The organism is Streptomyces daliensis (assembly GCF_054782395.1).
In genome coordinates this window covers 75,646-88,549 of the sequence record NZ_BAAGSO010000058.1, presented here as the reverse complement: position 1 = coordinate 88,549, position 12,904 = coordinate 75,646, and the positions used below count along the sequence as shown (strand labels likewise).

At 70.2% G+C, this 12,904-nt stretch carries 12 protein-coding genes; 8 read left to right on the top strand and 4 right to left on the bottom strand.

Annotated elements, in window-relative coordinates; translation table 11 throughout:
* The first annotated feature begins 3 nt into the window (after positions 1 to 3).
* The 8 genes from ACYVOO_RS12755 to pgi all read left to right on the top strand — a co-directional run bounded on the left by ACYVOO_RS12755 (position 4) and on the right by pgi (position 8,087).
* Complete coding sequence (locus ACYVOO_RS12755; protein WP_453345195.1) at positions 4 to 1,014, top strand: gluconeogenesis factor YvcK family protein; 1,011 nt, start codon at positions 4 to 6, stop codon at positions 1,012 to 1,014.
* On the top strand, positions 1,005 to 1,982 hold the full coding sequence (whiA, locus tag ACYVOO_RS12750; RefSeq protein ID WP_453345194.1) for a DNA-binding protein WhiA: 978 nt from the start codon (positions 1,005 to 1,007) through the stop codon (positions 1,980 to 1,982). Before ACYVOO_RS12755 ends, whiA begins: the two co-directional genes overlap by 10 nt.
* A 254-nt stretch (positions 1,983 to 2,236) precedes the next feature.
* Positions 2,237 to 3,241, top strand: a complete 1,005-nt coding sequence (gene gap, locus ACYVOO_RS12745) for a type I glyceraldehyde-3-phosphate dehydrogenase (RefSeq protein ID WP_461015764.1) — start codon at positions 2,237 to 2,239, stop codon at positions 3,239 to 3,241.
* Positions 3,242 to 3,362: 121 nt separating this feature from the next.
* Entirely contained in the window at positions 3,363 to 4,565 is a 1,203-nt protein-coding gene (locus tag ACYVOO_RS12740; RefSeq protein WP_461015763.1) for a phosphoglycerate kinase, read from the top strand.
* A 39-nt stretch (positions 4,566 to 4,604) separates the two neighbouring features.
* Entirely contained in the window at positions 4,605 to 5,360 is a 756-nt protein-coding gene (gene tpiA, locus ACYVOO_RS12735; RefSeq protein WP_461015886.1) for a triose-phosphate isomerase, read from the top strand.
* Positions 5,361 to 5,515: 155 nt separating this feature from the next.
* Complete coding sequence (gene secG / locus ACYVOO_RS12730) at positions 5,516 to 5,746, top strand: preprotein translocase subunit SecG (protein WP_453345191.1); 231 nt, start codon at positions 5,516 to 5,518, stop codon at positions 5,744 to 5,746.
* 218 nt (positions 5,747 to 5,964) lie between these two features.
* Positions 5,965 to 6,300 carry an RNA polymerase-binding protein RbpA gene (locus ACYVOO_RS12725; RefSeq protein WP_453345190.1) on the top strand — a complete coding sequence of 112 codons (336 nt, stop codon included), beginning with the start codon at positions 5,965 to 5,967 and terminating at the stop codon, positions 6,298 to 6,300.
* Between the two features lie 137 nt (positions 6,301 to 6,437).
* Positions 6,438 to 8,087, top strand: coding sequence for a glucose-6-phosphate isomerase (gene pgi, locus ACYVOO_RS12720; RefSeq protein WP_461015762.1), 1,650 nt, complete (start codon positions 6,438 to 6,440; stop codon positions 8,085 to 8,087).
* A gap of 224 nt (positions 8,088 to 8,311) precedes the next feature.
* Here pgi and pgl read toward each other — a convergent pair whose 3' ends face one another.
* The 4 genes from pgl to tal are packed head-to-tail and all read right to left on the bottom strand — an operon-like array spanning position 8,312 to position 12,844.
* Positions 8,312 to 9,097 carry a 6-phosphogluconolactonase gene (gene pgl, locus ACYVOO_RS12715; RefSeq protein WP_461015761.1) on the bottom strand — a complete coding sequence of 262 codons (786 nt, stop codon included), beginning with the start codon at positions 9,095 to 9,097 and terminating at the stop codon, positions 8,312 to 8,314.
* A complete protein-coding gene (gene opcA, locus ACYVOO_RS12710; protein WP_461015760.1) occupies positions 9,094 to 10,188 on the bottom strand; it encodes a glucose-6-phosphate dehydrogenase assembly protein OpcA in 1,095 nt (364 codons plus the stop codon). Before opcA ends, pgl begins: the two co-directional genes overlap by 4 nt.
* Positions 10,185 to 11,720, bottom strand: a complete 1,536-nt coding sequence (zwf, locus tag ACYVOO_RS12705; protein WP_461015759.1) for a glucose-6-phosphate dehydrogenase — start codon at positions 11,718 to 11,720, stop codon at positions 10,185 to 10,187. The genes opcA and zwf overlap by 4 nt, the downstream gene beginning before the upstream one ends.
* Positions 11,721 to 11,725: 5 nt before the next feature.
* A complete protein-coding gene (gene tal / locus ACYVOO_RS12700) occupies positions 11,726 to 12,844 on the bottom strand; it encodes a transaldolase (protein ID WP_461015758.1) in 1,119 nt (372 codons plus the stop codon).
* Positions 12,845 to 12,904: the final 60 nt, after the last annotated feature.

The window sequence follows — 12,904 nt, the reverse complement described above, 5'->3', positions numbered from 1 at the left end:
CGTATGCCGCGTAGGACGGTCCGGCTCCGGCGTCTGGTCGGCCCGCGCGGCGCCCAGCCCAAGGTGATCGCGCTCGGCGGAGGGATGGGCCTGTCCGCCTCTCTGACGGCCCTGCGCCGCATCACGGGGGATCTGACCGCCGTGGTCACGGTCGCCGACGACGGGGGCTCCAGCGGGCGTCTGCGGGACGAGCTGGGCGTGCTGCCCCCGGGCGATCTGCGCAAGGCCCTGGCGGCGCTCTGCGGCGACGACGACTGGGGCCGCACCTGGGCCGAGGTCATCCAGCACCGCTTCGAGAGCAAGGGCGATCTGCACGAGCACGCGGTCGGCAATCTGCTGATCGTGGCACTGTGGGAACAGCTGGGCGATCACGTCCAGGCCCTGGACCTGGTCGGGAAGCTGCTGGGCGCGCACGGCCGGGTGCTGCCCATGTCGGCCGTGCCGCTGGAGCTCCAGGCGCTGGTGCGCGGCCACGACCCGGCCGAGCCCGAGGCGCTGTCCACGGTGCGCGGGCAGGCGACGGTGGCCCTGACCCCCGGCGAGGTCCAGCAGGTGCACGTCGTGCCGCACGACCCGCCCGCGGTCCCCGAGGCGGTCGAGGCGGTCATGGACGCCGACTGGGTGGTCCTCGGGCCAGGGTCCTGGTTCTCGTCCGTGATCCCGCACCTGCTGGTGCCCGAGCTGCTCCAGGCGCTGACGGTGACGAAGGCCCGCAAGGTCCTCGCACTCAACCTCGCACCGCAGCCGGGAGAAACAGATGGTTTTTCCCCGCAGCGTCATTTGGAGGTTTTGGCCCGACACGCACCTAAACTCGCCTTCGACGTGGTGCTGGCCGATCAGGACGCCGTGCCCGACCAGGATTCTCTGCGCGAGGCCGCACAGCGGCTCGGCGGGACGGTCGAGCTGGCTCCCGTAGCGGCGCCGGACGGTCTTCCCAGACACGACCCAGAGCTGCTGGCCGCCGCGTACGACCGTATTTTTCGGATGCATGGAAGGATCGGCCCATGGCGATGACGGCTGCGGTGAAGGACGAGATCTCCCGGCTCCCCGTCACCCGGACCTGCTGCCGGAAGTCCGAGGTCTCGTCGATCCTGCGCTTCGCGGGCGGCCTGCACCTGGTGAGCGGGCGCATCGTGATCGAGGCGGAGCTGGATACGGGCATCGCGGCCCGCCGGCTGCGCAAGGACATTCTTGAGATCTTCGGACACGCCTCCGACCTGGTGGTGATGGCGCCAGGAGGACTGCGGCGCGGCAGCCGTTACGTCGTACGGGTGGTGGCGGGCGGTGATCAGCTCGCCCGGCAGACGGGGCTGGTCGACGGCCGTGGCCGCCCGATCCGCGGACTGCCCCCGCAGGTGGTCTCCGGGGCCACGTGCGACGCCGAGGCGGCGTGGCGCGGGGCCTTCCTCGCGCACGGCTCGCTGACGGAGCCGGGGCGCAGCTCCTCGCTGGAGGTCACCTGCCCGGGGCCGGAGGCGGCCCTCGCCCTGGTCGGGGCCGCGCGACGGCTCCAGATCGCGGCCAAGGCGCGCGAGGTGCGCGGCGTGGACCGCGTGGTGGTCCGTGACGGTGACGCGATCGGCGCGTTGTTGACGCGTCTTGGCGCCCACGAGTCCGTGCTCGCGTGGGAGGAGCGGCGGATGCGCCGCGAGGTCCGCGCGACGGCGAACCGGCTCGCGAACTTCGACGACGCGAACCTGCGCCGCTCGGCCCGCGCGGCCGTCGCGGCGGGCGCGCGTGTGCAGCGGGCGCTGGAGATCCTGGCGGACGACGTGCCCGAGCACCTGGCCGCCGCGGGCAGGCTCCGCATGGACCACAAGCAGGCGTCCCTGGAGGAGCTGGGCGCGCTCGCCGACCCGCCGCTGACGAAGGACGCGGTCGCGGGCCGCATCCGCCGCCTGCTGGCCATGGCGGACAAGCGGGCACAGGACCTGGGCATCCCCGGCACGGAGTCCACCCTCACCGAGGAGATGGTCGGCTAGGGGGCTCCGGGACCTCTGGTCCGGGCCGGGGATTCCGGGCCCGTAGACCGCCCGACAGCGTGGTCGGACGGTGCCGTGAGGGCGGTGGACAGGCCGTGACCAGGCCGTATGAAACCGCCCTCGGTCCCCGTGCGGGGGCCGCCCGGCCGATGTCACCTCCGCCGCCCATGCGCGGTAGGGTCGGACATGGTCGGGGACATCCCAAACAGCTTTCGCCGGTGTCCTCACCGGCGTACCAACGAGGAGATCGGTTCGTGACGATCCGCGTAGGCATCAACGGCTTCGGCCGCATCGGACGTAACTACTTCCGCGCGCTGCTGGAGCAGGGTGCGGACATCGAGATCGTCGGTGTCAACGACCTGACCGACAACGCGACCCTGGTGCACTTGCTCAAGTACGACACCATCCTGGGCCGCCTCAAGCACGAGGTCAGCCACACCGACGACACCATCACGGTGGGCAACCAGACCTTCAGGACCATGGCGGAGCGCGACCCGGCCCAGCTTCCCTGGGGCGAGCTCGGCGCCGACGTCGTGATCGAGTCCACCGGCATCTTCACCAAGCGTGACGACGCGGCCAAGCACCTGGCCGCCGGTGCGAAGAAGGTCCTCATCTCGGCCCCGGCCAAGGACGAGGACATCACCGTGGTCATGGGCGTCAACCAGGACAAGTACGACGCCGCCAACCACCACGTGATCTCCAACGCCTCCTGCACCACCAACTGTGTGGCGCCGATGGCCAAGGTCATGGACGAGAACTTCGGCATCGCCAAGGGCCTGATGACCACGGTTCACGCCTACACCAACGACCAGCGCATCCTGGACTTCCCGCACAAGGACCTGCGCCGCTCCCGCGCCGCCGCCGAGAACATCATCCCGACGTCGACGGGCGCCGCGAAGGCCACCGCCCTGGTGCTCCCGCAGCTCAAGGGCAAGCTGGACGGCATCGCCATGCGCGTCCCGGTCCCCACGGGCTCCGTCACCGACCTGGTCCTGGAGCTGGACCGCGAGGTCAGCAAGGACGAGATCAACGCCGCCTTCCAGAAGGCGGCCGAGGGCCAGCTCAAGGGCATCCTGGAGTACACCGAGGACCCGATCGTCTCCTCGGACATCGTCAACTGGCCCGCCTCCTGCACCTTCGACTCGTCGCTGACGATGTCGCAGGGCAAGCAGGTCAAGATCGTCGGCTGGTACGACAACGAGTGGGGTTACTCCAACCGCCTCGTCGACCTGACCACCTTCGTGGGCGGTCAGCTCTAAGCTCTGATCGCTGCTCAGCGACCACAGCGCCGACAAATGGCATGACCAGGGCTCGCAGGGCGCTACGGCGCGCCCGGCGAGCCCTGTTCCATGAGGGCCTGACCGCAAGGAGTCAGTAAGCATGAAGACGATCGATGATCTTCAGGTCGAGGGGAAGCGGGTCTTCGTCCGCGCCGATCTGAATGTTCCGCTCGACGGCGGCACCATCACCGACGACGGCCGTATCCGCGCCGCCGTCCCCACCATCCGCAAGCTCGCCGAGCGCGGCGCCCGTGTCGTCGTCGCCTCGCACCTGGGCCGCCCCAAGGGCGCCCCTGACCCGCAGTTCTCGCTCGCACCGGTGGGCAGGAGGCTCGGTGAACTCCTCGGCAAGGAGGTCGCGTTCGCGGCCGACACCGTGGGCGACAGCGCGAAGGCCACCGTCGGCGCCATGGCCGACGGCGGGGTCACGCTGCTGGAGAACCTCCGCTTCAACGCGGGCGAGACCAGCAAGGACGACGCCGAGCGCGGCGCGTTCGCCGACGAGCTGGCCTCCCTCGCCGACCTCTACGTCGGCGACGGCTTCGGCGCGGTCCACCGCAAGCACGCCTCTGTCTACGACCTCCCGGCGCGCCTCCCGCACGCCGCCGGCGGGCTCATCGCCACCGAGGTCGGGGTGCTGAAGAAGCTCACCGAGGACGTCAAGCGCCCCTACGCGGTGGTGCTCGGCGGCGCCAAGGTCTCCGACAAGCTCGGGGTCATCGACCACCTGCTGGAGAAGGCCGACCGCATCCTCATCGGCGGCGGCATGGCGTACACCTTCCTCAAGGCCAAGGGCTACGAGGTCGGCACGTCGCTGCTCCAGGAGGACCAGGTTCCGGCGGTCCAGGGGTACCTCAAGCGCGCCGAGGAGCGCGGCGTGGAGTTCGTGCTCCCCGTCGACGTGCTGGCGGCCGCGGAGTTCCCCGACCTGAAGACCAAGGCCCCGGCCAACCCGACGACGGCCGCCGCCGACGAGATCCCCGCGGACCTCCAGGGCCTGGACATCGGTCCGGAGACCCGTAAGCTCTACGCCGCGAAGCTCGCCGACGCGGCCACCGTCTTCTGGAACGGCCCGATGGGTGTCTTCGAGCACCCCGACTACGCGGAAGGCACCAAGGCCGTCGCGCAGGCGCTGCTCGACAGCCCGGCCTTCACGGTCGTCGGTGGCGGCGACAGCGCGGCTGCCGTCCGCCTTCTGGGCTTCGACGAGAACGCATTCGGCCACATTTCAACCGGCGGCGGCGCCAGCCTCGAATACCTCGAAGGCAAGACGATTCCCGGCCTCGCCGCACTGGAGGACTGACCCACCGTGACTGCTTCACCCCAGGGCCGCACCCCGCTGATGGCGGGCAACTGGAAGATGAACCTCAACCACCTTGAGGCCATCGCGCACGTCCAGAAGCTCGCCTTCGCGCTGACGGACAAGGACTACGCGGCCGTCGAGGTCGCCGTCCTGCCGCCCTTCACCGACCTGCGTTCCGTGCAGACCCTGGTCGACGGCGACAAGCTGAAGATCAAGTACGGCGCCCAGGACGTCTCGGCGCACGACTCCGGCGCGTACACCGGTGAGGTCTCCGGGCCGATGCTGGCCAAGCTGAACTGCTCGTACGTCGCCATCGGCCACTCCGAGCGCCGCCAGTACCACGGCGAGGACGAGCCGCTGGTCAACGCCAAGGTCAAGGCCGCGTTCCGGCACGACGTGACGCCGATCCTGTGCGTGGGCGAGGAGCTGGAGGTCCGCGAGGCGGGCAACCACGTCGCGCACACGCTGGCGCAGGTCGACGGCGCGCTCAAGGACATCCCCGGTGAGCAGGCCGAGACGATCGTGATCGCCTACGAGCCGGTGTGGGCCATCGGCACCGGCAAGACCTGCGGCGCGGAGGACGCGCAGGAGGTCTGCGGCGCGATCCGCGCGCGCCTCGCCGAGCTGTACAGCCAGGAGCTGGCCGACAAGGTCCGCATCCAGTACGGCGGCTCCGTCAAGTCCGGCAACGTCGCGCAGATCATGGCGCAGCCCGACATCGACGGCGCCCTCGTCGGCGGCGCCGCGCTGGACACGGACGAGTTCGTCAAGATCGTCCGGTTCCGTGATCAGTAGCGAATGACGGCGGGCGCCCGCCCGTCGTAGTCTGTCGGGGGCCGGACGTGCTGTCCGGCCCCCGCACGTACCCGAAGCTCCCACGCTTCGTCCTCACCCGTAAGTGTCCGTAAGCGTCCCGTCAACAGTCCGAGAGAGTTGGTCCAGCCGTGGTTATGGGGTTCTCAATCGCCCTCATCGTCTTCAGCGCCCTGCTGATGCTGCTGGTGCTGATGCACAAGGGGAAGGGCGGCGGCCTCTCCGACATGTTCGGTGGCGGCATGCAGTCCTCCGTCGGCGGCTCCTCGGTCGCCGAGCGCAACCTCGACCGGATCACGGTCGTGGTCGGGGTGATCTGGTTCGTGATCATCATCGCGCTCGGCCTGCTGATGAAGTTCAACAGCTGACCCCCGCTCGCGAAACGCCGTAGAACTCCGCAGACCTCGCAGAGACTCGCAGAGAGCTGCCCCGTGGGCGAGGACGCGGCCTATCATGAGGCTCGCGTCCCGAGCCGACGCAGTAACTAGGGTCACTGGACGCGCGTTGGGCCCTACGTACACTAGGGCGCCCGCAGCGGAGCTGCTTGTCGATGCTCCGCGGCACCGTGAGGCAGGGAGTTACGACCGTGGCAAGTGGCAACGCGATTCGGGGAAGCCGGGTCGGAGCGGGGCCGATGGGGGAGGCTGAGCGGGGCGAGTCCGCACCACGCCTCCGCATCTCCTTCTGGTGCTCGAACGGGCACGAGACCCAGCCGAGCTTCGCCAGTGACGCGCAGATTCCGGATACCTGGGACTGTCCGCGCTGCGGATTCCCGGCCGGCAAGGAACGGGAGAACCCGCCGGACCCGCCGCGTACGGAGCCGTACAAGACCCATCTCGCCTACGTCAGGGAGCGGCGCAGCGACGCGGACGGCGAGGCGATCCTCGCCGAGGCGCTGGCCAAGCTGCGGGGCGAGATCTGATCCCCGGATCAGCCCGTGGACACACTCTTCGAAGACGGCCCGGCCGCCACCGCCCCACGCGGTGCGCGGCCGGGCCGTCCATCATTTAGGTTGGAGTGCGGCGGGGTACGTACGAGAAGAATGGGCTGATTTCGCAGATGAACGCAGAAGGCCGCACCCGGCTCGACCGGATGCCCGAGTGGAACGCGCTGGCCAAGCACCGCGAGGAGTTCGGCGACACCCACCTGCGCCAGCTCTTCGCGAGCGACGCGAGCCGGGCGGAGCGGTACGGCGTGCGCGTCGGCGACCTGCATCTGGACTACTCCAAGAACCTGGTCGATGACGACACCCTGCGGCTGCTGCGCGAACTCGCGGGCGCCGCCGGGGTCGCGGAGCTGCGGGACGCGATGTTCCGCGGCGAGAAGATCAACATCACTGAGGACCGCGCCGTCCTGCACACCGCGCTGCGCACCCCCGAGTCCGCCGTCGTCGAGGCCGACGGTGAGAACGTGGTCCCCAAGGTGCACGCGGTGCTGCGGAAGATGGCGCTCTTCGCGGACAAGGTGCGCGACGGGCACTGGACGGGCCACACGGGCCGGCGCATCAGGACCGTCGTGAACATCGGCATCGGCGGCTCCGACCTCGGTCCCGCGATGGCCTACGAGGCGCTGCGCCCGTACACCCACCGGGAGATGGACTTCCGGTTCGTGTCGAACGTCGACGGCGCCGATCTGCACGAGGCCGTGCGCGATCTGGACCCGGCGGAGACGCTGTTCATCGTCGCGTCCAAGACGTTCACCACCATCGAGACCATCACCAACGCGACGGCGGCCCGCCGTTGGCTGCTGGACGGGCTCGGCGGCGACGAGAGCGCGGTGGCCAAGCACTTCGTGGCCGTGTCGACGAACGCCGAGAAGGTCGCGGAGTTCGGCATCGACACGGACAACATGTTCGAGTTCTGGGACTGGGTCGGCGGGCGTTATTCGTACGACTCCGCCATCGGCCTCTCCCTCATGACCGCCATCGGGCCCGTGCACTTCGGGGAGATGCTCGCCGGGTTCCACCTCGTGGACGAGCACTTCCGCACGGCGCCGTTCGAGGAGAACGCGCCGCTGCTGCTGGGCCTGCTGGGCGTCTGGTACGGCGGCTTCTTCGACGCGCAGTCGCACGCGGTGCTTCCCTACAGCCACTACCTGTCGAAGTTCACGGCCTACCTCCAGCAGCTCGACATGGAGTCCAACGGCAAGTCGACGGACCGTCAGGGCCGTCCCGTCGCCTGGCAGACGGGCCCCGTGGTCTGGGGCACGCCGGGCACCAACGGGCAGCACGCCTACTACCAGTTGCTGCACCAGGGCACCAAGACGATCCCGGCAGACCTGATCGGCTTCGCCCGCCCCGTCGAGGAGCTGGGGCCCCTGGCAGGGCAGCACGACCTGCTGATGGCGAACCTCTTCGCGCAGGGCCAGGCGCTGGCCTTCGGCAAGACGGAGGAGGAGGTGCGGGCCGAGGGCGTGGCCGAGGAGCAGGTGCCGCACCGCACCTTCCCCGGCAACCGGCCGACGACCACCATCCTCGCCGAGGAACTGACGCCGAGCGTGCTGGGGCAGCTCGTCGCGCTGTACGAGCACAAGGTCTTCGTCCAGGGCGCGATCTGGAACATCGACAGCTTCGACCAGTGGGGCGTCGAGCTGGGCAAGGTGCTCGCCAAGCGGATCGAGCCCGCGCTGACCGAGGGTGCGGCCGTCGAGGGGCTCGACGCGTCCACCGCCGGGCTGGTGGCGCGGTACCGGGAGTTGCGCGGGCGCTGAGCGCTGGGCTTTGCGGGGTGCGGGGTGCGGGGTCGGGTGCGGCGCGTGTGTGGGTGCGGGTGCGCCGGGCCTCGCGCCCCTTTGCGGGTGCCCCTTGGGGTGCGTTGCCGGGTGCGGGTGCGTGGTGGCTGGGCGCGCAGTTCCCCGCGCCCCTTGCGGGGCGCACGAAAAGGAGCGCGGGACCCTGGTCGGGGTCCCGCGCTCCTTCATGGGCTGCCGAGGGGTTACGACAGCGTCGGCGGGTACAGGTCCCGCGGCAGTTGTGACGCCGCGGGCTCGTCCAGGAGCCACAGCGTGCGGCTGCGCCCGTATGCGCCCGCCGCCGGGGCCTGGATCTCGCCCGCGCCCGAGAGGGCGAGGGCCGCCGCGTTGGCCTTGTCCTCGCCTGCCGCCAGCAGCCACACCTCGCGTGCGGCGCGGATCGCCGGAAGCGTGAGCGAGACACGCACGGGCGGGGGCTTGGGCGCGCCGCGCACGCCGACGACCGTGCGCTCGGTCTCCCGCGTACCGGGGTGCTCGGGGAAGAGCGAGGCCACGTGCGTGTCCGGGCCGACGCCCAGCATCAGCACGTCGAAGGAGGGCACGGGGCCGTGGTCCTCGGGCCGTGCCGCGGCGGCCAGTTCGGCCGCGTACGCCTCGGCCGCCGCCTCCACGTCGTCGCCGTACGGCCCATCCGAGGCGGCCATGGCGTGCACCCGCGCGGGGTCGAGCGGGACGGCGTCCAGGAGGACCTCGCGGGCCTGTGTGTGGTTGCGCTCCGGGTCTCCCTCGGGGAGGAAGCGCTCGTCGCCCCACCACAGGTCGATACGGGACCAGTCGACGGAGTCCCGCGCGGGGGAGGCGGCCAGTGCGGCGAGCACGCCGTTGCCGTTCCTGCCGCCCGTCAGCACCACGGAGGCGCTGCCGCGCGCGGACTGCGCGTCCACGATGCGGGCGAGGAGCCGTGCGGCCGTGGCCCTGGCCATCTCCTGCTTGTCGTGGTGGACCACCACCTGGGGCGCGCCCGTCACTTGGCGGGCGCCTTCTTGGCGGGAGCCTTGGCCGCGGTCTTGGCGGGTGCCTTCTTGGCGACGGGCTTGCCGCCGCCCTTGGCCCCCGCCTCCGGCGCGGACGCCGCCTCGGACCCTTCCGCGCCGTCGGGCGTGACCGTCGTGGAGGCGCCGTCCCGGCCGCTCTCCCGGTGCAGCTTGTGCACGCCGAACTGGACCGCTTCCGCGTACGCCTCGTCCGGGTCGAGCCGCCGCAGCTCCTCGGCGATCAGCTCGGCCGTGGTGCGCCGGTGCAGCGCCACATGGCGGTCGGGCTGTCCGGGGACGGCCAGCTCGGCCAGGGAGCCGTCGGCGCGGTCGAGGCAGATCTCGCCGTCGCTGGTCTCCATGCGGACCGCGGTGATGCCGGGCCCGTCGGTGATCTTGCGCTCGACGGGGACGTTCAGCCGCTCGGCGAGCCAGAGCGCCAGCAGCTCGGTGGAGGGGTTGTACTCCTCGCCCTCGACCGAGGCGCCGACGATCTTGCTGTGCTTCTGGTCCAGGGCAGCGGCCAGCACGCTGCGCCAGGGCGTGATGCGCGTCCACGACAGGTCGGTGTCACCCGGCGCGTAGGTCTCGGCACGCAGGCTGAGCGCGCCGACCGGGTCCTCCGTCGCCGCCGCGTCGGTGATGCGGCGCTGCGCGAGCCCGCCGAGCTTGTCGTCCGAGGGGTGCTCGGGCGCGTCCTCGGGCCACCAGACGACCACGGGGGCGTCCGGGAGCAGCAGCGGCAGGACGACGCTGTGCGAGTGCGAGGCCAGCTCGCCGTGCAGCCGCAGCAGCACGGTCTCGCCCGAGCCCGCGTCGACGCCCATGCGTACCTCGGCGTCGAGCCGGTGCTGGGCGCGGTCGCGCGGCGAGCGCCCCGGGCGGCGCACCACGACGAGGATGCGCGACGGGTGCTCCTTGGACGCCTCGCTGGCGGCCTTGAGCGCGTCGTAGTGGTTGCCCTCGTCGGTGACGATGACGAGGGTGAGGACCATGCCGATGGCGGGCGAGCCGGTGGCCCGGCGCGCCTTGACCAGGGCGTTGTTGATCTGGCTGGACGTGGTGTCCGTGAGGTCGATGTTCATGGCCGACGCCAGCTCCGTCCGTCGCGTGCGAGCATCTCGTCGGCGGCCTGGGGACCCCAGGTCCCGGCGGAGTACTGCTCGGGCTTGCCGTGCTTGTCCCAGAACTCCTCGACCGGGTCGAGGATCTCCCAGGAACGCTCGACCTCCTGGTGGCGCGGGAAGAGGTTCGCGTCGCCCAGCAGGACGTCGAGGATGAGGCGTTCGTACGCCTCCGGGCTGGACTCGGTGAAGGACTCGCCGTAGGCGAAGTCCATCGTCACGTCCCTGATCTCCATCTGGGTGCCCGGCACCTTGGAGCCGAACCTGATGGTGACGCCCTCGTCCGGCTGGACGCGGATGACCAGGGCGTTCTGGCCCAGTTCCTGGGTGTCCGTGGCGTCGAAGGGGGAGTGCGGCGCGCGCTGGAAGACGACCGCGATCTCGGTGACGCGACGGCCCAGGCGCTTGCCCGTACGCAGGTAGAACGGCACTCCGGCCCAGCGGCGGTTGTCGATCTCCAGCCGCATGGCGGCGTACGTGTCCGTCTTCGACCTGGGGTCGATGCCCTCCTCTTCGAGGTAGCCGCGGACCTTCTCGCCGCCCTGCCAGCCCGCCGCGTACTGGCCGCGGACGGTGTGCTTGCCCAGTTCCTTGGGCAGCCGGACGGAGTTGAGGACCTTCAGCTTCTCGGTGAGCAGCGCCTTCGCGCCGAAGGAGGTGGGCTCCTCCATGGCGGTGAGGGCGAGCAACTGGAGGAGGTGGTTCTGGATCACGTCACGCGCGGAGCCGATGCCGTCGTAGTAGCCCGCGCGACCGCCGATGCCGATGTCCTCGGCCATGGTGATCTGCACGTGGTCGACGTACGAGCGGTTCCAGAGCGGCTCGAACATCGTGTTGGCGAAGCGCAGCGCCAGGATGTTCTGGACGGTCTCCTTGCCCAGGTAGTGGTCGATGCGGAAGACCTGGTCCGGCTTGAAGACCTCGTGCACGACCGCGTTCAGTTCCTGCGCGCTCTTGAGGTCGTGGCCGAAGGGCTTCTCGATGACCGCGCGCCGCCAGGAGTCGGGGGACTCCGGGCTGCTCTCGGACAGCCCGTGCTTCTTGAGCTGCGAGACGACGGTGGGGAAGAACTTCGGGGGTACGGAGAGGTAGAAGGCGAAGTTGCCGCCCGTGCCCCGTGACTTGTCCAGCTCCTCGATGGTGGACTTGAGGGTCTCGAACGCCTCGTCGTCGTCGAAGACGCCCGGGACGAAGCGCATGCCCTCGGCGAGCTGCTGCCAGACCTCCTCGCGGAAGGGCGTGCGGGAGTGCTCCTTCACCGAGTCGTGGACGACCTGCGCGAAGTCCTCGTCCTCCCAGTCGCGCCGGGCGAACCCGATGAGGGAGAAGCCCGGGGGCAGGAGGCCGCGGTTCGCGAGGTCGTAAACAGCGGGCATCAGCTTTTTACGTGACAAATCGCCCGTGACGCCAAAGATCACCAGGCCCGACGGCCCCGCGATACGCGGGAGCCGCCGGTCCTGTGCGTCACGCAGCGGATTGGCTGCGTTGCTCAACTGGCTTACGCCTCCTTCGGGGCGAGGCGCTTCAGCTCGGCCTCGGTGGAGGAGAGCAGGTCGTTCCAGGAAGCCTCGAACTTCTCCACGCCCTCGTCCTCCAGCACCTGGACGACGTCGTCGTAGGAGATCCCGAGCTTGGCGATGGCGTCCAGCACGGCCTGCGCGTCCTTGTAGTTGGACCGCACGGTGTCGCCGGTGATCTCGCCGTGGTCGCCGGTCGCCTGGAGGGTGGCCTCCGGCATGGTGTTCACCGTGTTGGCGGTGACCAGCTCGGTGACGTAGAGCGTGTCCGGCAGGTTCGGGTCCTTCACGCCGGTGGACGCCCACAGCGGACGCTGCGCGTTGGCGCCCTTGCGCTCCAGCTCCTTCCAGCGGTCGGAGGAGAACGCCTCCTCGTACGCCTGGTAGGCGAGCCGGGCGTTGGCGATGGCCGCCTTGCTCTTCAGCTCCTTGGCCTCGTCGGTGCCCACGGAGTCGAGGCGCTTGTCCACTTCGGTGTCCACGCGGGAGACGAAGAAGGACGCCACGGAGTGGATCTGCGAGAGGTCGATGCCCAGCGCTGCGGCCTTCTCCAGACCGGCCATGTAGGCGTCCATGACGGCGCGGTAGCGCTCCAGCGAGAAGATCAGCGTGACGTTGACGCTGATGCCCTTGCCGATGACCTCGGTGATGCCCGGGAGGCCCGCCTTGGTGGCCGGGATCTTGATGAAGGTGTTCGGCCTGTCCACCAGCCACGCGAGCTGACGGGCCTCGGCGACGGTCGCCCGCGTGTTGTGCGCGAGACGCGGGTCCACCTCGATGGACACGCGGCCGTCCTTGCCGCCGGTGGCGTCGAAGACGGGGCGCAGGATGTCGGCCGCGTCCCGGACGTCCGCCGTGGTGATCATGCGGACGGCCTCTTCGACGGTGACGCCGCGGCTGGCCAGGTCCTCGAGCTGCTGCTCGTAGCCGTCGCCGGACGAGATGGCCTTCTGGAAGATGGTCGGATTGGTGGTGACGCCCACGACGTGCTGTTCGTCGATCAGCTCGCCGAGATTGCCGGACGTGATGCGCTTGCGCGACAGGTCATCCAGCCAGATCGCGACGCCTTCGTCGGAGAGGCGCTTGAGTGCGTCTGTCATGGGAATTGCATCTCCTGCTGTGTTGGAGCTTGAGGCTTGTGGATTGTGGGCGTGAGCGCC

Coding starts and splice junctions, on each gene's coding strand:
- tpiA (WP_461015886.1), top strand. CDS start 4,605: ATGGCGGGCAACTGGAAGATGAACCTCAACCACCTTGAGGCCATCGCG.
- opcA (WP_461015760.1), bottom strand. CDS start 10,188: ATGAACATCGACCTCACGGACACCACGTCCAGCCAGATCAACAACGCC.
- secG (WP_453345191.1), top strand. CDS start 5,516: ATGGGGTTCTCAATCGCCCTCATCGTCTTCAGCGCCCTGCTGATGCTG.
- tal (WP_461015758.1), bottom strand. CDS start 12,844: ATGACAGACGCACTCAAGCGCCTCTCCGACGAAGGCGTCGCGATCTGG.
- ACYVOO_RS12755 (WP_453345195.1), top strand. CDS start 4: ATGCCGCGTAGGACGGTCCGGCTCCGGCGTCTGGTCGGCCCGCGCGGC.
- ACYVOO_RS12740 (WP_461015763.1), top strand. CDS start 3,363: ATGAAGACGATCGATGATCTTCAGGTCGAGGGGAAGCGGGTCTTCGTC.
- whiA (WP_453345194.1), top strand. CDS start 1,005: ATGGCGATGACGGCTGCGGTGAAGGACGAGATCTCCCGGCTCCCCGTC.
- pgi (WP_461015762.1), top strand. CDS start 6,438: ATGAACGCAGAAGGCCGCACCCGGCTCGACCGGATGCCCGAGTGGAAC.